Source organism: Serratia sp. Ae19-1, assembly GCF_059801225.1.
The window spans coordinates 1-19,535 of sequence record NZ_JBCHWD010000015.1 but is presented as its reverse complement, the minus strand read 5'-3'; the positions used below and the strand labels follow the sequence as shown (position 1 = coordinate 19,535).

Sequence of the window (19,535 nt, the reverse complement as noted above, 5' to 3'; positions counted from 1 at the left end):
TAACCGAAAGCATGATTTTCAAGGAGATAAAAGGATGTCTGGAACCCTAGCAACCCCGCGCGCGCTACTGTCGCTGCTGGTGGCGGCCTCTCTGGTGGTCGCCGGCGCTGCGCAGGCCGATGATGCCGGCATTAAACCGCAGGACATCAAGCGCCAGACGCTGTCGTCGACGGTGGTGGAGATGGCCTACAGCACCTCGCAGCAGGCGCTGTTCGTCAGCGCGCCGGACTGGAAGGAAGAGGCGCGCTCCCGCGTGCTGCGGTTGGATCCCAACACCCTGGCGATCAAGGCGGAGATCCCGCTGCAGGTGAAAGGCTTCGGCGTGGCGCTGAACGACGCGGGCAATCGCCTGTACCTGACGCAGGCCTTCAACGGCGAAGTCGGGGTGGTGGACACCACCACCAACCACGCGCTGGGCAGTATCAAGCTGCTGGACAAAGCGGTGCTGGAGCAGGCTTACAAGCAGGCGGGCATCAGCGGCAAGCGCCTGGATTTCCTGCTGGCGGAGCTGAAGAAATTCAAAATCACCGAGGACTACCTGTACCGCCTCCGCGAGCTCAAGTATGACGCGCAAAGCGGCCGTCTGTTCCTGCCGGGGCTGGGCTTCGGCGTTGACAGCGTGCTGTACGTGGTCGATACCAAGGCCGGCAAGCTGGAGAAAGTGATCCCGGGCTTCGGCTACAACGCGGTGGGCATCACGCTGGATGAGAAGGGCCGCAGGGTATTCGTTTCCAACATGCAGGGGCAGGTGATCACCCTGAACGCCGACACGCTGGCGATCACCGCCACGCACGAAGTGCAGGCCGATCAGCTGCTGAATCTGGTGTATGACCCGGCGAGCAATCGCCTGCTGGGCGTCGATCAGGGCATCGATCGCGACGACTACCGCAACCATCATCTGGGGCACGACTACGTGAAGCGCAGCAGCGGTCACCGGGTGTTTGCGCTGGATGCGGACAGTGGCAAGGTGTTGGCCAGCGAGCTGACGGATGAGGTGCCGATCGGCCTGCTGCTCGATGAGCGCAGCCAGCGGCTGTATGTCGCCAACCGCAAAGGCGTGCGCGTGGATCACGGTGCCGGCACGCTGACGGTGTTCGACGCCAAGACGCTCAAGCGCCTGCAAACCATAGACCTGCCGCCGCACCCTAACAGTCTGGCGTTGGATCCGAAAGGCGACGCGCTGTTTGTGACGGTGAAAAACGACGGCGCTTCCACCAAGGCCGGCAAGCCGGAAAGCGTGGTGCGCATTCAGCTGCACACCAGGTAATGCAATGGAAAGATAAAAAAAGGGGCGCTGCGGCGCCCCTTTGTCGTTGGGTCATGTCATCAGAAGTGGGTGTTGATGCTCATGTAGTAGGTACGGCCCGGTTCGTTGTAGGTGGCCGCGCCCGCGCCGGCGATGTTGACCGCGCCGGTAATCGGGTCGCCCACGTTCTGCGCGTTACCGGCGCGGAACTGGCGTTTATCGAACAGGTTGTCGATACCGGCGGTGACGCTGACGTTTTTGGTCAGGTCATAGGTCGCGCTGGCGCCGACGACGGCATAAGGGCTGACCTCGCGGGTTTCGCCGCCGGTGGCCGGTTTACCCTGGTAGTTGTACTTCTTCGGCTTCTGACGGCCGTACCAGGTCAGGGTGGACTGCATCGACAGATCCTGCGTCGCCTGCCAGCTGAGGGTCGAGTTGACGGTGAACTTCGGGATCACCGACAGGTAATCGCCGGTGGTCTTGTTCTTGTTCTCGATCATGTAGGTGGCGTTGTTGCTCCAGGTGACGGTCTCGCTGACCGGCACGTTCAGCGAGCCTTCCAGCCCTTGTACGACCGCTTTCGGTACGTTCTCCCACTGATAAACCGCCGTGCCGGTGCTGCTGGTGGCGATGCGCGAGTTACCCGCTTCAATCTTGTTGTGGTAATCGTTGCGGAAGTAGGTTACGCCGGCCAGCCAGCCTTCGTTATGGAACTCCAGCCCGATCTCTTTGTTGACGCTGGTTTCCGCCTTCAGATCGTCGTTGCCCAGCAGGTAGCAGCCGTTTCTGACATCGCTGCCCGCACACCCCTGGCCTTTGCTGTACAGCAGGTAGTTGCCGTTGGTCTGGTACAGGGTCGGTGCCTTATAGGAACGCGCGATGCCCATTTTCAGCGTGAAGTAGTCGCCCAGTTCCTGCGACAGGTTCAGCGCCGGGCTCCAGTTGTTGCCGGATTCTGAATGCAGATCGTAGCGCAGGCCCGGCGTCAGCATGGTGGTGTCGGTCAGCTCGATATTGTCTTCGGCGAACAGCGAGAAGATATGCGCGGAAGCGTAAGGGCTGCGCGTGCCGTTGCCCATGCCGGGAATGGTGCCGCCCATCAGCGTTTGGCTGGTGGACGTGCCGTCTTTCATCCGCTGTTGGGTCCACTCGGTACCCAGCGTGGCGGTCTGTGAAACGCCCAGCTCAAACGGCACGCTGACTTCGCTGTGCGCCAGGAAGTCGTCCAGCTTGGTGGTGCCGAACCCGGTATTTTTGGTGTCGAAGATGCCTTCGGTGCCGCCGGCCAGTCCTTCGTTCAGACGGGTGTTGCGGGTGCGCTCGAACTGCACGTAGTTGTTGGTGCTCACGCCGTTGTCCCAGGCACCGCGATGGGTCAGGCCGAAGGTTTCACGGTAGATGCGGTTGGTCTCTTTGCCGTAGTTGCTCTGCACCAGGGCATTGGTGTTGGTGTTCTGGGTATCGCCGGAATACAGGTTGCCCTGACGGCCATAGGCATACTCGAACTCCAATGACTGCAGATGGGCGAAGTCCCAGTGCAGCAAGGCGTCGATGTTTTTATCGACCACCCCTTCGCGCCCGGCGGGCAGGCTGCTGGCGTAGGCGCCTACGCGTTCGGATTTATGTGATTCGTTAATGTCCCAGGCGTCGGCCTGCGTTTTGCTGTAGCCGCCGAACAGGCGGAAGCTCAGGGAATCGCTCAGCGGGCCGGACAGGCTGAAGTCGGTACGCTTGGTGGCGCCTTCCTGCTTGTGCTGCGGCACGTTGAAGTAGCCGTTCAGCGAGCCGTGCAGCGCATCGCCGGCCTTCTTGGTGATGATGTTGACCACGCCGCCCGCCGCGCCGTTGCCGTAGCGCGCCGCGGCCGGGCCGCGCAGCACTTCGATGCGTTCGATCATTTCCGGCGGTACCCAGGCGGTATCGCCGCGCGAGTCGCGCTCGCCGCGCCAGCCCTGGCGCACCGAGTTGCGGCTGGAGGCAGGTTTGCCGTCGATCAGCACCAGGGTGTTTTCCGGGCCCATGCCGCGGATATCGATCTGGCGGTTGTTGCCGCGCTGGCCGCTGGTGGAGTTGCCGGTCAGGTTAACCCCGGGCATGGTGCGGATAAGTTCGCTGATGTCGCGCGCCGGCGGGCGTTTCTTGATCTCGTCGGCGGTGATGGTGGACACCCCCGGCGCCTGAAGGTTCTGCCGGGCGGCGGTGACGACGATGGTGTCTTCGCCGCGCGGCTTTTTATCCGTGGCGCCGCTGTTTTCTTCCGTGGTGGTGGTATCAGCCTGCTGTGCGGCGTTGGCGAACGCGGACGCGCCCAATCCCAAGCCGATAAGAGTGGCTAAAGAATAACGTGATAGCTTGCTTTTCATTTGAGTGTCCTACCTTGCTGCCATCCCTCGCCGAATGGGGGGAAGGGCGGTTGTAGTTTTTTGTGTAGTCGGAAATAGAAAATCGGCTGCGGCAAGGGATGCCATTGATGTATCCCCGATCCCTGTCCGTTGCGCGCAATACCAGCACGATCTCCAAGCCTTACACACTATTGCAAATGCAAATTATTATCAATAGTATTTGGCGTACAGTGCGTTCGGGCGGTGGCCGGCGATAGGGAAAAGTCGACGTTCCCGGTGCCGCCAACTACAAAATGGGTAGGCGTTGTGAATACAGAACTACAGTCAGAAAGCAGCAGATTATTGGCCAGCAGCAATGCGGGCAGTCCAGGGTGGTGGTTGACGGTGGCACGACGCGGTACGCCATGGGTAGAACCGGCGGGTAACGGCCGGTGGCGAACCACCTTTTTCTGGCGCGATCCTCAGGGATGCGAATTGACCTCCGCCTACCGTCGCGTGTGGATCAACATCAACTGCCTGACCGACCATCATCAGCCGAATCCGCCGCAAAGCCTGCAGCGTTTGGCCGGCACCGACGTGTGGTACTGGCAGACCGAGCTGAGCGGCGCCTGGCGCGGCAGCTACTGCTTTATCCCCTGCTTTGACGAGCGGCCGCCGGCGTTCAGCGGCGACGATGCGCACGCCAACATGCACAACCTGCGGCACTGGTGGCACCAGGTGTTCGCCAGCGCCACCCCCGATCTGCTCAACCCGTACCGCTCCTGGCAAAGCGCCAGCGGCCACAGCGTCTCCGGCCTGCACATGCCGGATGCGCCGCCGCAGCCGGTATGGCGTTCATTCGATGAGTATGAAATAGCCAGCGGGCGCTGCACGCCGCCGCTGCCGGCGCGTTTGCAGCGCCATACCTGGCAGAGCGAGCGTCTCGGCAACAGCCGCGACGTCTGGATTTACACCACCGGCGACAGCAAGCCGGCCGAGCGCCCGTTGGCTATCCTGCTCGACGGCCAATTCTGGGCGAAGCAGATGCCGGTCTGGGAGCCGCTGATGCAGCTGACCCGCGAAGGGGCGTTGCCGGAAGCGGTGTATGTGCTGATCGATATTATCGATCTGCCGCACCGGTCGCGCGAACTGACCTGCAAAGACGACTTCTGGCTGGCGGTGCAGGAAGAACTGATGCCGCAGCTGGCCGACTGGGCGCCGCACAGCGACAAGCCGGCCGATACGGTGGTGGCGGGGCAAAGCTTTGGCGGCCTGGCCTCCCTGTATGCCGGACTGCGCTGGCCGCAGCGCTTCGGTGCGGTGATCACCCAGTCCGGTTCCTACTGGTGGCCGCGGCGCGACATGCTGCAGCTGCCGAGCATTCCCGACGACGCCTGCTGGCTGATGCAGCAGGTAGAACGTCACGGCCTGGGCAACCACGGCGCGCTGAAGGTCTTTATGGAAGCCGGTTCGCAGGAAAAGCTGGTGCATCGGGTCAGCGGCGAAATGGCGGCACGCCTGAGCGACGCCGGCCATCGGGTGCACTACCGAGTGGTGGAAGGCGGGCATGACGCGCTGTGCTGGCGCAGCGGCCTGACCGACGGGCTGCAGGCGGTATGGGCTTCCGCTTTCGCCACCGCTTATCCGGCATCGGCGACGGCAACGGCACGAGGAACACATGATGGAAAGCCTGAATCCGTTCGATGATCTACAGCAGCGCAGCCTGGTGCTGCGCAACGTACAACAACAATACAGTTTGTGGCCGGATTTCCGCGCCATTCCGTCCGAGTGGACGATCGTCTTCGGCCCGGCGGCGCGCACCGAGTGCGCCGAATGGCTGGAACAGCATTGGCAAGACATTCTGCCGGTCGCAGCACGCGAGGCGTGACCGGCGCCAGGTAATCACGGGAGCAATAAGCAGTGTCACACACCCCTAACTCTCTCAGCGGCCCGGCGCTTGCGGGCGAATTGCCGCTGGTCGCGGCGCAACCCGGCATTTGGGTCGCCGATCAAATTTCCCCGCATCGCAATGCTTACGCGGTGGCGCACGCCATCGAACTCAACGGCCCTGTCGCCGTGGAACCTTTGCTGCAGGCCATTACTCGGGGCCTGGGTGAGGTGGACATGCTGCGCCTGCGTTTTGCGGAACGCGACGGCGTGCCGGTGCAATGGCTGGATGACACGCTGGCGATACACGCGCCGGAACTTGTCGATCTGACGACGTCGCCGGACCCCGAAGCCGCGGCACGTGCGCTGATGGATATCGATCTGGCGAGCGATCTGCGCGCCGGCAGCGGCGCGCCGCTGTATCGTCATGTGGTGATGCGCCTGGCGGATGACCGCTGGTTCTGGTATCAGCGCTATCACCATCTGCTGGTGGACGGTTTCAGCTTCACCGCCATCGCGCGCCGCGTGGCGGCGATTTATAGCCACCTTTGCCGCGGTGACGCGCTGGAACCGACGCCTTTCACGGCGTTCAGCGACGTGGTGGCGGAATACCAGGCTTACCGGCAGGCCCCGGCCTGGCAACGCGACGCCGATTTCTGGCTCGAAAAAGCGCGGCAGCTGCCGCCGCCGGCCACGCTCTGCCCGCAGCCGCTGGCCGGGCAAACGCCCACGCCGCGCATCCACCGGCTGGAACAGCGCTGCGATCCGCAGGCCTTCGCCGAACTGGTGCAGTGCGGCGCGCAGCAGAAGCTGAACGCCGCCGATATGGCGGTGGCGCTGGTGGCGCTGTGGGTATCGCGTCTGAGCGGTCAACCGAGCTTCAGCGCCGGTTTTATCTTCATGCGCCGTACCGGATCGGCCGCCCTGTGCGCCGCCGGCCCGGTGATCAACGTGCTGCCGATGGAGATGCACCTCGAGCCGCAGGCCACGCTGTATGAGGCCGCCACCCGCATCAGCCGCGAGCTGAAAACGGTGCGCCGCCATCAGCGCTACGATGCCGAACAGGTACAGCGCGATCTGGGGCGCATCGGCGACGGCGAACCGCTGTACGGTACGGTCTTCAACTTCAAAATGTTCGATTACCAGCTGGATTTCGCCGGTATCGAAGGCATTACCCACGATCTGGCCTCCGGGCCGGTGCGCGATCTGGAGATTGCGCTGTTTATCGACGAACACCATCAGCTGAAGGTTGAACTGCTGGCCAACGCCGAGCGTTACAGCCGTCAGGAACTGCTGGCGCATCTGCAGCGGTTGCCGCTGCTGCTGGCGCAGTTCGCCGCGCAGGCAACGTTGCCGATCGGCGAAGCCGATATGCTGACCGCCGACGATCACGCGCTGCTGGCGCGGGTCAACGACACGGCGCACCCGGTGCCGGCGACCACGCTGAGCCAGCTGCTGGCGCAGCAGGCGAAAACCACGCCGGACGCACCGGCGCTGGCGGATGCGCATTTCAGCTTCACCTACCGCGAAACGCGCGAGCAGGTCACGGCGCTGGCGCGCCAACTGGTGGCGCAGGGTGTGCGACCGGGCGACATAGTGGCGGTGGCACTGCCGCGTTCGGTGTTCCTGTCGCTGGCGTTGATGGCGATCGTGGAAGCGGGCGCCGCCTATCTGCCGCTGGACACCGGTTATCCGGACGAGCGGCTGGCGATGATGCTGGAAGACGCCTCGCCGCGGCTGGTCATCACCAACCCGGCGCAGCAGGCGCGCTTCGCCGACAAGGGCGAAATCTTGCTGTATGACGCGCCGCTGGCGGCCGATCACGCCGCCGGCGTGGCGATCGCGGGCCCGACGCCGGACCATGCGGCCTATATCATCTTTACCTCCGGCTCCACCGGGCGTCCGAAAGGCGTGCTGGTCGGCCATCAGGCGATCGTCAACCGCTTACTGTGGATGCAGCACCAGTACCCGCTGGGGGCGGACGACGCGGTGCTGCAGAAAACGCCATGCAGTTTCGACGTCTCGGTGTGGGAATTCTTCTGGCCGCTGATGGTCGGCGCCCGGCTGGTGATGGCGCCGCCGGAGGCGCACCGCGACCCGCAGCAGCTGCAACAGCTGATCGCACAACATCGCATTACCACGCTGCACTTCGTGCCGTCGATGCTGGCGGCCTTCGTCGCTGCCCTGGACGACGACGCGGCGGTGGCGAGCTGCGCCGCGTTGCGTCAGGTGTTCTGCAGCGGCGAAGCGCTGCCGGCGGAGCTGTGCCGCCTGTGGCAAAGCCGCACGGCGGTGCCGTTGCACAACCTCTACGGCCCGACCGAAGCGGCGGTGGACGTGACCTGGCATCCGGCCTACGGCGACGCGCTGGCGAAGGTGACCGGCGCCAACGTGCCGATCGGCCTGCCGGTATGGAACACCGGGTTGCGCATTCTGGACGCGCGCCTGCGGCCGGTGCCGCCGGGCGTGGCGGGCGATCTGTATCTGACCGGCGTGCAGCTGGCGCACGGCTACCTTGGCCGGCCGGATCTGACCGCCAGCCGCTTTGTCGCCGATCCGTTCGGCGAGGGCGGACGGATGTACCGCACCGGCGACGTGGCGCGCTGGCTGCCGGACGGCGCGGTGGAATATTTGGGCCGCAGCGACGATCAGCTGAAGATCCGCGGGCAGCGTATCGAGCTGAGTGAAATCGACCACGCCTTGCTGTCGCTGCCGGGCGTGCGCCAGGCGGTGACGCACGCGCTGGTGTTGCAGGGTACGCCGGTGGACGCCGGCGGCGATGCGCGCCAGCTGGTGGGTTATCTGGTGATGCAACCCGGCGCGAGCTGGGATGCGGAAGTTTTGCGTGCGGCGCTGGCCGACCGCCTGCCGCCGCACATGGTGCCGGTGGCGTTGGTGGAAATGCAGGATTTGCCGCTGAGCGCCAACGGCAAGCTGGATCGCAAGGCGTTGCCGCAGCCGCAGGGCGGTGAACGCAAGGCAGGACGGCCGCCGCAGGCCGGGTTGGAAAGCGAGATCGCGGCGGTATTCGCCCGTTTGCTGCAGCGCGAGCAGGTGTTCGCCGACGACGATTTCTTCGCCCTCGGCGGTCATTCGCTGCTGGCGATGCGCCTGGCGGCGGAGCTGCGCCGCGATCTGGGCAAGGCGGTGTCCGTCGGCCAGGTGATGGTGGCGTCGCGCGTTGAGCAGCTGGCCGCCTTGCTGGCGGAGGATCGCACGCAGGAAGAGGCCGATCGCAGTGGCTTCGACAGCGTATTGCCGCTGCGCGTCACCGAGGGGCCGACGCTGTTCTGTCTGCATCCGGCATCCGGCTTCTCCTGGCAGTTCAGCGTATTGCCGCGCTATCTCGACCAGCACTGGTCGCTGGTCGGCATCCAGTCGCCGCGGCCGGATGGCCCGCTGGCGCTGAGCGAAGACATGGATCAGGTAGTAGATGCCCACTTGCAGACGGTGTTGCAGGTGCAGCCGCACGGGCCGTACCACTTCATCGGTTATTCGCTCGGCGGCACGCTGGCGCAGGGCATCGCCGCCCGGTTGCAGGCGCGCGGCGAGCAAGTGGCGTTCCTCGGCCTGCTGGATACCTATCCGCCGGAGACCCAAAACTGGGACGTGATGCTGGACGACAACGTGTTGAAGGAAGTGCAGCGCGAGCGCGAGCAGTTCCTGGCGGTGTCGCAGGACACGCTCGATCCGGCGCTGGGCGAGACGCGCACGGCGATGTTCGACAACATCGAAGCCAACTACGCCGATTCGGTGCGGTTGCTGTCGCGTACCCGCACCGCCCGTTTCCACGGCCAGGCGACGCTGTTCGTCGCTAAACGCACGCTGCAGGAAGGGATGGACGTGCAGCAAACCTGGTCGCAGTACGTCGATGCGCTGCAGGCGCACGAGCTGGACTGTGCGCACGTCGATATCGTTTCGCCGGCGTCGTTCAAAGTGCTGGGGCCGCTGCTGAACCGGATCTTGCGCACGCTGTAATGACGCCCTCATCCCGCCGCCAGACACGGGGATTATCCCGCGTTTGGCGGCGTTTCTTGCGGTCGCTCACAATTGAATATCAATGAGTTTTATTATCATTATTGATTTCGTCATCTGTGCTAGCATAGCGCCCCGCAACTGCAGAATCCCCGTTTAAAGATGTGGTGAACAACCGATGAGTAGCAAACCCTCCATCCTGCTTGATTTTAGCCTGCTGAAAACCAACCGGGCTTTCCGCGCGGTGTTCTGCGCGCGCTTTATCTCCATTGTGGCGCTGGGGTTGATGGCGATCGCCATCCCGGTGCAGATCCAGGCGTTGACCGGTTCCACCCTGCAGGTCGGGTTGGCGGTGACGCTGGCCGGCGGCGGCATGTTCGCTGGGCTGCTGATGGGAGGGGTATTGGCCGATCGCTATGAGCGACGCCGGCTGATTCTGTTTGCGCGTTCCACCTGCGGCGTCGGTTTTGTCGGCCTGTGTCTCAACGCCCTGCTGCCGTCGCCTTCGCTGGCGGCCATTTATCTGCTGGCGGTGTGGGACGGCTTCTTCGGCGCGGTGGGGGTGACGGCGCTGCTGGCGGCCACGCCGGCGCTGGTGGGCCGCGAAAACATCGTGCAGGCGGGTGCCATCAGCATGCTGACGGTGCGCTTCGGCTCGATTCTTTCTCCGGCGATCGGCGGCCTGGTGATCGCCCATATGGGCATCGCCTGGAACTACGGTCTGGCGGCGTTCGGCACCCTGCTGACGTTGCTGCCGCTGCTGAGCCTGCCGCAGCTGATGCCGCCGCCGCAGCCGCGTGAACACCCGCTGCGCGCGCTGGCGGGCGGTTTCGCCTTCCTGTTCCAGAACAAGGTGATCGGCATGGTGGCGCTGATCGGCGCGCTGCTGACCATGGCCAGCGCGGTGCGCGTGCTGTACCCGGCGATGGCGGAAGGTTGGCACATCGACGCTGCCCACCTCGGTTATATGTACGCCGCCGTGCCGCTCGGCGCGGCCATCGGCGCGTTCACCAGCGGGCGCGTGGCGCACGTGGCGCGCCCCGGCTGGGTGATGCTGCTGACGGCGATCGCGGCGTTCGCCGCCATTGGCCTGTTCGGCCTGATGCCGTGGTACAGCCTGGCGTTGCTGTGTCTGGTGGCGTTCGGCTACCTGAGCGCGCTGAACTCGCTGCTGCAATACGGTCTGATCCAGAGCCTGACGCCGGACAACTTCCTCGGCCGCATCAATGGCCTGTGGACGGCGCAGAACGTGGTGGGCGATGCGCTGGGCGCGTTGCTGCTGGGGGCGATGGGCGCCTTTATGCTGCCGGCGATGAGCGCCAGCGGCTTTGGCTTCGGCGCGGCGGCGCTCGGCATCCTGCTGTTGTTCGCCATGACCGGTTTGCGTCAGGTCACGATGCACAAACCGGAGCCGCAGAACGAGCCTCAGCCGGCCAGTGAAAAGTAACTCGATGCGTTAATTCGACGCTGTGGGATCAAATAGCAATGCTTATCATCGGCATGCGTAAAACCCACAGCGTTTATGTCATGATTTCGAAATGAAAGAAGTGCTTACGTTTATTGACATAGCAAATATCGGCGAGTAATTTAGCGCGGAATTAACTCAAATGATAATCATTATTATATTGGTTATCACTTCAAATTCTTGAGGGCGAAGCGATGGATACTGCCGTGAACGACATCAATCGAAAGGAAGTGCAGGAGTGCGAAGAGCAGCGATTTGCCGCTGATTTTTCTCCGGCGTCGGGCTTCTTCTTTACTTCTCCTTTCCGCAGTCTGACCACCACCGGTTGTTTCAGCCGCATTCGCCTGCCGGCCGCAGACGGCGCCGATCTGAACGGCGAGTTCCAGCGCAGCGTACGGCAGGCGTTTGCCGAGGCCCGACAGGCCGGCATCAAAAAGCCGCTGCTGTGCGGCGCCATCCCGTTCGATACCCGGCAGCCTTCGGCGCTGTTTATTCCGCAGCAGAGCCGCTGGTTCGATCGCGCCGCCTTTATGGCCGGCGTTAGGCCGGCGGCGGACGGGCCGGAGCTGGCCGGGGTAACGGAGCTGCCGCCACAGCAGCCGTTCATGAACATGGTCAGCGACGCCGTCGACGCGATGAAGGCCGGTGAGTTGGACAAAGTGGTCTTGTCGCGCCTGCTGGAGATCGAAACGCGTCAGCCGGTGGATCGCCATGCGCTGATGGCGCGCGTGATTGCCCAGAACCCGCACGGTTTCCATTTCCATGTGCCGCTGGAGCAGGGCGCACTGTTGGGCGCCAGCCCCGAATTGCTGCTGCGTCAGGACGGCGGCCGTTTCTATTCCAACCCGCTGGCCGGTTCCGCCCGGCGCGAGGCCGACCCGCAGCGCGATCGCGAAGTGGGAGAGCGGCTGATGGCCTCGGCGAAAGATCGCCACGAGCATCGCATCGTCACCGAAAGCATGCGTGACGTGCTGGCCGGCCGCTGCCGCTACCTGAACGTGCCGCAAACCCCTGAATTATTGACCACCACCACGCTGTGGCATCTCTCCACGCCGATCGACGGCGAGGCGGCATCTCCCGACGAAAACGCCCTGTCGCTGGCCTGCCTGCTGCACCCGACGCCGGCTCTGTGCGGCATGCCGACGGCCCAGGCGCACGCCCTGATCGGCAAGCTGGAGCCGTTCGATCGCGGCCTGTTCGGCGGCATCGTCGGCTGGTGCGACGACGAAGGCAACGGCGAGTGGGTAGTGACTATCCGCTGCGGCACCGTTGACGGCAACCGGGTACGGCTGTTCGCCGGCGCCGGCATCGTGGAAGACTCTTCACCTGAATCTGAATGGCATGAAACAGGCACCAAACTCAGCACCATTCTGCGTGCCTTTGGTATGAATCAAGGATAACGACAAGATGAGCATTGCCTTTACCCCCTGGCCGGCGGAGTTCGCCAGCCGCTATCGCGAGCGCGGCTACTGGATTGACAAGCCGCTGACCGAGATCCTCGAACGCCAGGCCAACAATGACGCTCCGGCGATCATCGACGCCCAGGGCAGCCTGTCCTATCGCGAACTGCAACAGCGCTCCGATCGCCTGGCGGCCGCTTTGCTGCGCCGCGGCGTGAAATCCGGCGACACCGCACTGGTGCAGCTGGGCAACGTGGCGGAGTTCTATATCGTGTTCTTCGCGCTGCTGAAAATTGGCGTGGCGCCGGTCAACGCGCTGTTCAGCCATCAGCGCAGCGAGCTGAACGCCTATGCCGAGCAGATCAAACCGGCGCTGCTGATCGCCGATCGCCAGCACGCGCTGTTTGCCGACGATCAATTCCTGAGCGCCTTCCGCGATGCGCATCCTTCGCTGCGGGTCGTGGCGCTGCGCAGCCAGGCCGAGGGTGAGCTGGCGCTGGCCGCCTGGCTGGGCGAAGCGAGCGACGATTTCGTCGCGCAGCCTTCCGCGGCCGATCAGGTGGCGTTCTTCCAGCTTTCCGGCGGCAGCACCGGTACGCCGAAGCTGATCCCGCGCACCCACAATGACTACTACTACAGCATTCGCCGCAGCGTGGAGATCTGCCGTTTCGATGCGCAGACCCGCTATCTGTGCGCGCTGCCGGTGGCGCACAACTACCCGATGAGTTCGCCGGGCGTGCTGGGCGTGTTTTATGGCGCCGGGCTGGTGGTGTTCGCCGCCGATCCGGACGCCGGGCAATGTTTCCGCCTGATCGAACAGCACCAAATCAACGTGACGGCGCTGGTGCCGCCGGCGGTCACGCTGTGGCTGCAGGCGATCGAAGAGTGGGGCGGCAATGCCCAGCTCGCCAGCCTGAAACTGCTGCAGGTGGGCGGCGCCAAGCTGGGCGAAACGCTGGCGGCGCGCATTCAGAACGAAATCGGCTGCCAACTGCAGCAGGTGTTCGGCATGGCGGAAGGGCTGGTGAACTACACCCGACTGGACGACGACGAGCGCCACATCCTGGCGACGCAAGGGCGGCCGATGTCGCCGGACGACGAGGTCTGGGTGGCGGATGACGACGGCAATCCGTTGCCGGCAGGCGAGGTCGGGCGGTTGATGACGCGCGGGCCTTACACCTTCCGCGGTTACTACCAGAGCCCGGCGCACAACGCCGATGCTTTCGACGCCGACGGTTTCTATTGCTCCGGCGATCTGATCAGCATCAGCGAAGACGGTTACATCACCGTGCAGGGGCGGCAAAAAGACCAGATCAACCGCGGCGGGGAGAAGATCGCCGCCGAGGAGATCGAGAACCTGCTGCTGCGCCATCCGGACGTGATCAATGCCGCGCTGGTATCGATGCCGGACGCGCTGATGGGGGAGAAGAGCTGCGCCTATATCATCGCCAACGCGCCGCTGAAACCGGTGGTGCTGCGCCGTCACCTGCGTGAACAGGGCGTGGCGGACTTCAAACTGCCGGATCGCTTCATTCAGGTGGACAGCCTGCCGCTGACCCCGGTCGGCAAAGTGGACAAAAAACGGCTGCGCCAGCAGCTCGAAGCGCAATTACAGACTCAGGCTCAGGGAGATTAATCGATGGCCATTCCAAAACTTAATGATTACGCGCTGCCGACGGCGGACGAACTGCCGCAAAATAAAGTCACCTGGCAGGTGGAGCCGCAGCGCGCCGCGCTGCTGATCCACGATATGCAGCAGTATTTCCTCAATTTCTGGGGCGAAGACAGCGCGCTGATTAAACAGGTGGTGGAGAACATCGCCAACCTGCGCCGCTACTGCAAACAGCAGGGCATTCCGGTGTTCTATACCGCGCAGCCGAACCAGCAGAGCGATGAAGATCGCGCGCTGTTGAACGACATGTGGGGGCCGGGCCTGAACAAACACCCTGAGCAGCAGGCGGTGACCGCCGCGCTGGCGCCGGACGAAGACGACACGGTGCTGGTGAAATGGCGCTACAGCGCCTTCCACCGCTCGCCGCTGCAGGAGATCCTGCAGGAGTCCGGCCGCGATCAGCTGATCATCTGCGGCGTGTATGCGCACATCGGCTGCCTGACCACCGCCATCGACGCCTTCATGCGCAATATCCAGCCGTTCATGGTGGCCGATGGCCTGGCGGACTTCTCGCGCGACGAACACCTGATGGCGCTGCGTTACACCGCCGGCCGCTGCGGCCGGGTGGTGACCACCGCGTCTCTGTTGCCGGCGGCTGGTATCGCCAGCATCGATGCGCTGCGTCAGCAGATCCTGCCGCTGCTGGACGAAGACAGCGAAGACATGGGCAACGATGAGAACCTGATCGATTACGGCCTAGATTCGGTGCGCATCATGGAGCTGGCGACCCGCTGGCGCAAGATCCGCAGCGACATCGACTTTATCGCGCTGGCGCGCAACCCGACCATCGACAGCTGGTGGGCGCTGCTTTCCGAAGAGAAAGCCTGATTTTTAATAACGATAATGCGGCGGCCGTCTGGTTTGACATAAAACGCCGCTCTTTTGAGCCATATCCAAAATAGTTGCAGCTGCATCAAGGCGGCCAGAACGTGAGTCCCCAGGAGCTTACTCAGGTAAGTGACTGGGGCGAGCGAGCGCAGCCAACGCCGATGTAGCTGCAAGTATGAAGGACATAAGGAGATTTTGATGAATACTTTGATTACCAAGGGAAAACGTGCGGCATTCCCGCTGATGCTGCTGTCCACGCTGCTGTTCTCCAACACCTTGCAGGCGCAAAGCGCGCCGGAAGTGCTGCGCAAGCCGGTCGGCAAAGGCGCTTATGAAATGGCTTACAGCCCGAGCGAAAACGCGCTCTACCTGGCCACCTCGCAGAGCCGCAAGCTGGACAAGGGCGGCATCGTCTACCGTCTGGATCCGACCACGCTGGACGTGACCCAGATTATCCATAACGACATCAAGCCGTTTGGCGCCGCCGTCAATGCCAAGACCGGCACGCTGTTCTTCGGCAACACCATCAATAACTCGGTAACCGCGATCGACGCGAAAACCGGCGACGTGAAAGGCCGCCTGGTGCTGGACGCGCGCAAGCGCTCCGAAACCGTCAAGCCGCTGGCGCCGCGTGAACTGGTGGCGGATGCCGACCGCGACACGCTGTACATCACCGGGCTGGGGGATTCCAGCGTGGTGTGGGTGGTGGACGGCAAGGATCTGACCCTGCGCGCCACCGTGACCGACACCGGCAAATACGGCACCGGCCTGGCGCTGGACGCCGCCGCCAAACGCCTGTACGTCACCAACGCCGACGGCGAGCTGGTGACCATCGACACCCAGAGCAACAAGGTGCTGTCGCGCAAGAAGCTGGATGAGTCTAAAGAGCACTTCTTCCTGAACATCAGCCTGGATACCGCCACTCACCGCGCCTTCATCACCGATTCCAAGCAGCCGCAGGTGCTGGTGGTGGATACCCGCAACGGCAACATCCTGAGCAAGATCGACGTGCCGGAATCGCTGGCGGTGCTGTTCAACCCGGCGCGCAATGAAGTTTACGTCACCCACCGCCAGGCGGGCGAAGTGAGCGTGATCGATGCCAAGAGCTACAAGGTGCTGAACACCATCAAGACGCCGACCCATCCGAACAGCCTGGCGCTGTCGCCGGATGGCCAAACGCTGTATGTCAGCGTCAAACAGGCTTCCAGCCGCGAGAAAGAAGCGACCGCGCCGGACGACGTGATCCGCGTAGCGCTGAAATAATCTCACCCAGGTAAGCACACCTCGAACAGGCGAAGCGGCGACGCTCCGCCTGTTTTTTTTCGCCGTGCGATCTGCGGTATAAAGAGTGGATTGCCTTATTGACCCGAAGGAACGTTGGATATGCCCGTTTCACGCTCTCCGCTGTTGTTGTCTGTGAGCACCCTGCTGCTGCTGGCGGCGCTGATCCACAGCGGCATTCATCCTTACGATCGCACCACCTGGCTGATGGAAGTGGCGCCGGTCTTGATTGTTTTGCCGCTGCTGTGGCTGACCCACCGCCGCTACCCGCTGACGCCGCTGCTCTACACGCTGATTTTCTTCCACGCGCTGATTCTGATTTTCGGCGGTATGTACAGCTATGCCCGCGTGCCGCTGGGGTTTGAGGTGCAGCAGTGGCTGGATCTTGATCGCAACCCGTACGACAAACTGGGGCATTTCTTTCAGGGATTGGTGCCGGCGCTGGCGGCGCGCGAGATCCTGCTGCGCGGCGGCTATGTACAGGGACGCAAGATGCTGGGCTTCGTGGTGTGCTGCATCGCGCTGGCGATCAGCGCCCTGTATGAGCTGATCGAATGGTGGGCGGCGCTGGCGCTGGGCCAGGGCGCCGACGAATTTCTCGGCACGCAGGGCGACCCGTGGGACACCCAGTCCGACATGTTCTGCGCGTTGCTCGGGGCGATGTGCGGCCTGTTGCTGTTCGGGCGCTGGCAGGATCGGCAAATCGCTCGCTTAGGCTGATAAACCTCAAATGATCACATAGCAATAGCCCGCCGTATGGCGGGTTTTCTTTATACAGTTGGCGATGCATGTACCCGTGCAGGGGCGATCGTCGGGAGATAATCGCCATTGAAAATTTGGCTTCTTACTTTATATGATTTTCGGTTATTTATTTGATTTTATTAAGTTTACTTTTAATCGTTAGGAATTTTCTTATTCTTGTCGCTATGCTAATATCGCCATGCCTGGTCGGGGGTAATTAGCGTTAATCAGTTTATGGCGCAGGGAATGATGAGATATATAATTAATAATAATATTAAGTATCATGAAGATAGATCGGAGCTGGTCTCGCTGCATGATGATATCCCGCCAATTGCGCTGACGGCCACGCTGAACCGTTTGCTCTCCACGCTGGTCAGAAACAACCATCAGGTGCTTTCCCGTGAAACTTTGCTGACGCAGGTGTGGGAGGCGCACGGCCAGGTCGCTTCCGGCAACAACCTCAACAACACGATTTCGATCTTGCGCAAAGCGTTTTCTTCGCTCGGCGAGGAGGAGATTATCGTCACTTTGCCGCGACAAGGTTTCATGTTCACCGCCGCGACGATAAAAACGGCGGATAGCCTGGCAGAAAATAGGGTGGAGCCTGATGCAGAGCCGGCTGGTGCTGACGTGATGCCCGTTGCGCGCAGCTTTAGGCCGCTTAAATCAGCCGCGCTGGCCGCATTGCTCGCGTTGGCTGCGGGCAGCGCCCTTTGGGCCTGGTGGGATACGGGATATCAGCCGGCCAGTATGCTCGAGGTGGGTAGCATCGGTCGTTGCAATGTTCGTCTGGTCACCACCTTTCATCAGCCGGTAGTCAGTGAAGTTGATTTAACTCATCTGCGCGACATGTTGAAACGACGCCCGCAAATCCAATGCGACGAGCCGGCGACGCTGCTTTATTACGATACGCAAGCGTTGGCGCCAAACGGTTCCGGGAAGACCCGAACCTCCTACTTTTATTATTGCCCGCAGTCGCAAATGGCAGATAACAAAGTGCAATGTGAGAGTTTTTATGAAAGCTGGGGGCTATAAGTTGATGAGGCGATACGGCTACCTCTTGCTGGCATTGTCGGCTCTTGGTTGCTGCGCCGTTGCTGCTTATTTTCTGTTTTTCAAACCGCAAATTCCGGAATGCCGGGCGGTGGAGCATGTGACCGACAACGTCGCCGGGCGCAGCGTTGAACGTATCGTTCTGGTTAATGTGGTTCCCGATGGCCGGCGGCGGATCAATATCTTGCTGAACGGCAGGGTGTATGACGGCAAGGAGCGCTATGTCGTTTCCCGCGTGCTGGTGTTGGACTATCGGCGGCAGGGAAGCAACTACACGCTGTTGGTTAAGGAAAATATAAAAAGGCCGCATGACTCGATAAAGCTTGAAGATTTTAATCGGCGTTTGCCGGAGCAAGGCATGCAGCTGCACTGGCGTATTGAGCGGATCGACAGCCGGCATTTCTTATTTGCGGATAACCATGCGCCGCTGTTCGTGTGCGCCACGCCTTAGGGCATCCCCTTGGTTAATCCCAAGGGGATGTTAATGTTACGCTGCCTGGTGAGGTCAATTTGCAATATCAACGCTACGCTTTATCGATGTAATTATAAGTGCAGGGTTTTTTGGGTTCCCGAGGGCAGAAGGTCAGCAACGCCTGGTCTTTTTGCGCGGTTTCGTCGCGGATGCTGTCGTAGTAATACACGTCGGCTGGGCTTTGGCAGTTAAAACCGGCGTGCTGTATCCGCTGTCTGATTTTGGGCAGGGCATCACCGCGTGAATTCACGCTATAGATTTGGCAAAGCTCATATTTACCCAACAGATGCATATTGGTGCGGGCGCCCTGTTGATAAAACTCGATGGCGAAGAAGAGAGCCAGGCAAATAGCGATGAGCATAACCCATCGCTGTAATCTTCTCTGAATGCCAACCCCCCTTTTTATTGGTGGCAATGCAGGGGAAACCTTGGCTTTGTTATCAGCGGCATTGCTGTATTCACCGTTGGGTTTATCAATCTCGCGAATACTTTCGGCATTGAATTTAAACCCCTGCCGGGGATAGGTGACAATAATCTCTTCGGCGCCCAGTTGGGCTAAGGATTTTCGCAAGCCCGACACATAATTATTTAAGTTGTTGTTGGATGCTTTTAATCCATGGTCTACCCACACATCATTAAGCAGCCGTTCACGCAGCAGCAGTTTCTTATTGTTCTGGATAAACAATGAAAGCAGCCGGCTAGCCGGTTTGAGCAAGACTATCTTGTTCTCGATATTGTCTGTATGGGCCAGTGTATTCTCGTCTTCATTGTATAAAATCCCCTTGTTAATTTCTATAATCATGTCTTTATCCTTCAAGTTTCCTTTTGAGGGATTATTCTCAGGTCTTATTTTTGTTTTTTCAATCATACACGGTGTTTGCGGTAGAGAATTTTCTTAATATATATAATGAAAGGGTTAATTATTTATTAATCTGTAGGTTTTTTAAAATAATTACCAATAATTAAAGCTATTTTTTTTATATCAAATTCTATTTTTCTTGGTTATGCAGCGCATAAAACTGTATTTATCTCGTTATGCAGTATATCGTTTTATTTTGGCGTGGTGGTGTGTAAATTTGTTCTCACTGGTTGGATAGCTGAAAGCGGAGAGCAATCCAGATGCCTGGAATATAAATCAGGTGGGGTGTTTCTTTTGCAGGAGAAAACCAGTCGTTTTTAAACGTTCAATGCTTA

General features: G+C 61.2%; 14 protein-coding genes. 12 read left to right on the top strand and 2 right to left on the bottom strand.

What is annotated here, in order from left to right; translation table 11 throughout:
• The first annotated feature begins 34 nt into the window (after positions 1 to 34).
• Positions 35 to 1,267 (top strand): YncE family protein, encoded by a 1,233-nt coding sequence (locus tag AAIE04_RS24605; RefSeq protein WP_498577835.1) that lies wholly within the window; start codon positions 35 to 37, stop codon positions 1,265 to 1,267.
• 59 nt (positions 1,268 to 1,326) lie between these two features.
• Here the strand turns inward: AAIE04_RS24605 and AAIE04_RS24600 are convergent, their stop codons facing one another.
• Complete coding sequence (locus AAIE04_RS24600) at positions 1,327 to 3,609, bottom strand: TonB-dependent siderophore receptor (protein ID WP_025159574.1); 2,283 nt, start codon at positions 3,607 to 3,609, stop codon at positions 1,327 to 1,329.
• A 285-nt stretch (positions 3,610 to 3,894) separates the two neighbouring features.
• Here AAIE04_RS24600 and fes point away from each other — a divergent pair, with 285 nt between their 5' ends.
• The 11 genes from fes (at position 3,895) to AAIE04_RS24545 (ending at position 18,320) form a co-directional block, all read left to right on the top strand.
• Positions 3,895 to 5,274, top strand: coding sequence for an enterochelin esterase (gene fes, locus AAIE04_RS24595; RefSeq protein ID WP_072271055.1), 1,380 nt, complete (start codon positions 3,895 to 3,897; stop codon positions 5,272 to 5,274).
• Positions 5,249 to 5,455 carry an MbtH family protein gene (locus AAIE04_RS24590; protein WP_019453420.1) on the top strand — a complete coding sequence of 69 codons (207 nt, stop codon included), beginning with the start codon at positions 5,249 to 5,251 and terminating at the stop codon, positions 5,453 to 5,455. Before fes ends, AAIE04_RS24590 begins: the two co-directional genes overlap by 26 nt.
• A gap of 32 nt (positions 5,456 to 5,487) precedes the next feature.
• Positions 5,488 to 9,432 carry an enterobactin synthase subunit F gene (locus AAIE04_RS24585; protein WP_498577834.1) on the top strand — a complete coding sequence of 1,315 codons (3,945 nt, stop codon included), beginning with the start codon at positions 5,488 to 5,490 and terminating at the stop codon, positions 9,430 to 9,432.
• A 175-nt stretch (positions 9,433 to 9,607) separates the two neighbouring features.
• The gene (gene entS, locus AAIE04_RS24580; RefSeq protein ID WP_019453418.1) at positions 9,608 to 10,876 is read left to right on the top strand and encodes an enterobactin transporter EntS; all 1,269 of its coding nucleotides are present in this window, start codon (positions 9,608 to 9,610) and stop codon (positions 10,874 to 10,876) included.
• A gap of 212 nt (positions 10,877 to 11,088) precedes the next feature.
• Positions 11,089 to 12,294 (top strand): isochorismate synthase, encoded by a 1,206-nt coding sequence (locus AAIE04_RS24575; protein WP_063919665.1) that lies wholly within the window; start codon positions 11,089 to 11,091, stop codon positions 12,292 to 12,294.
• A 7-nt stretch (positions 12,295 to 12,301) separates the two neighbouring features.
• Positions 12,302 to 13,930 (top strand): (2,3-dihydroxybenzoyl)adenylate synthase, encoded by a 1,629-nt coding sequence (locus AAIE04_RS24570; RefSeq protein ID WP_435981556.1) that lies wholly within the window; start codon positions 12,302 to 12,304, stop codon positions 13,928 to 13,930.
• Between the two features lie 3 nt (positions 13,931 to 13,933).
• Positions 13,934 to 14,794, top strand: coding sequence for an isochorismatase (locus tag AAIE04_RS24565; protein WP_016929399.1), 861 nt, complete (start codon positions 13,934 to 13,936; stop codon positions 14,792 to 14,794).
• Positions 14,795 to 15,037: 243 nt separating this feature from the next.
• A complete protein-coding gene (yncE, locus tag AAIE04_RS24560) occupies positions 15,038 to 16,057 on the top strand; it encodes a 7-bladed beta-propeller protein YncE (protein ID WP_498577840.1) in 1,020 nt (339 codons plus the stop codon).
• 120 nt (positions 16,058 to 16,177) lie between these two features.
• Positions 16,178 to 16,795 (top strand): DUF2238 domain-containing protein, encoded by a 618-nt coding sequence (locus AAIE04_RS24555; RefSeq protein ID WP_498577833.1) that lies wholly within the window; start codon positions 16,178 to 16,180, stop codon positions 16,793 to 16,795.
• A gap of 267 nt (positions 16,796 to 17,062) precedes the next feature.
• Positions 17,063 to 17,851, top strand: coding sequence for a winged helix-turn-helix domain-containing protein (locus AAIE04_RS24550; RefSeq protein ID WP_498057754.1), 789 nt, complete (start codon positions 17,063 to 17,065; stop codon positions 17,849 to 17,851).
• Positions 17,832 to 18,320 (top strand): hypothetical protein, encoded by a 489-nt coding sequence (locus AAIE04_RS24545; protein ID WP_498057753.1) that lies wholly within the window; start codon positions 17,832 to 17,834, stop codon positions 18,318 to 18,320. Before AAIE04_RS24550 ends, AAIE04_RS24545 begins: the two co-directional genes overlap by 20 nt.
• Before the next feature lie 73 nt (positions 18,321 to 18,393).
• Here AAIE04_RS24545 and AAIE04_RS24540 read toward each other — a convergent pair whose 3' ends face one another.
• Positions 18,394 to 19,143, bottom strand: coding sequence for a winged helix-turn-helix domain-containing protein (locus tag AAIE04_RS24540; protein WP_498577832.1), 750 nt, complete (start codon positions 19,141 to 19,143; stop codon positions 18,394 to 18,396).
• Positions 19,144 to 19,535 lie beyond the last annotated feature (392 nt).

What these genes read in the sequence shown, in the direction of transcription:
- AAIE04_RS24605 (WP_498577835.1), top strand. Translation starts at nt 35, where the DNA reads ATGTCTGGAACCCTAGCAACCCCGCGCGCGCTACTGTCGCTGCTGGTG.
- AAIE04_RS24600 (WP_025159574.1), bottom strand. Translation starts at nt 3,609, where the DNA reads ATGAAAAGCAAGCTATCACGTTATTCTTTAGCCACTCTTATCGGCTTG.
- AAIE04_RS24590 (WP_019453420.1), top strand. Translation starts at nt 5,249, where the DNA reads ATGGAAAGCCTGAATCCGTTCGATGATCTACAGCAGCGCAGCCTGGTG.
- entS (WP_019453418.1), top strand. Translation starts at nt 9,608, where the DNA reads ATGAGTAGCAAACCCTCCATCCTGCTTGATTTTAGCCTGCTGAAAACC.
- AAIE04_RS24575 (WP_063919665.1), top strand. Translation starts at nt 11,089, where the DNA reads ATGGATACTGCCGTGAACGACATCAATCGAAAGGAAGTGCAGGAGTGC.
- AAIE04_RS24570 (WP_435981556.1), top strand. Translation starts at nt 12,302, where the DNA reads ATGAGCATTGCCTTTACCCCCTGGCCGGCGGAGTTCGCCAGCCGCTAT.
- AAIE04_RS24565 (WP_016929399.1), top strand. Translation starts at nt 13,934, where the DNA reads ATGGCCATTCCAAAACTTAATGATTACGCGCTGCCGACGGCGGACGAA.
- yncE (WP_498577840.1), top strand. Translation starts at nt 15,038, where the DNA reads ATGCTGCTGTCCACGCTGCTGTTCTCCAACACCTTGCAGGCGCAAAGC.
- AAIE04_RS24555 (WP_498577833.1), top strand. Translation starts at nt 16,178, where the DNA reads ATGCCCGTTTCACGCTCTCCGCTGTTGTTGTCTGTGAGCACCCTGCTG.
- AAIE04_RS24550 (WP_498057754.1), top strand. Translation starts at nt 17,063, where the DNA reads ATGATGAGATATATAATTAATAATAATATTAAGTATCATGAAGATAGA.
- AAIE04_RS24545 (WP_498057753.1), top strand. Translation starts at nt 17,832, where the DNA reads ATGAAAGCTGGGGGCTATAAGTTGATGAGGCGATACGGCTACCTCTTG.
- AAIE04_RS24540 (WP_498577832.1), bottom strand. Translation starts at nt 19,143, where the DNA reads ATGATTATAGAAATTAACAAGGGGATTTTATACAATGAAGACGAGAAT.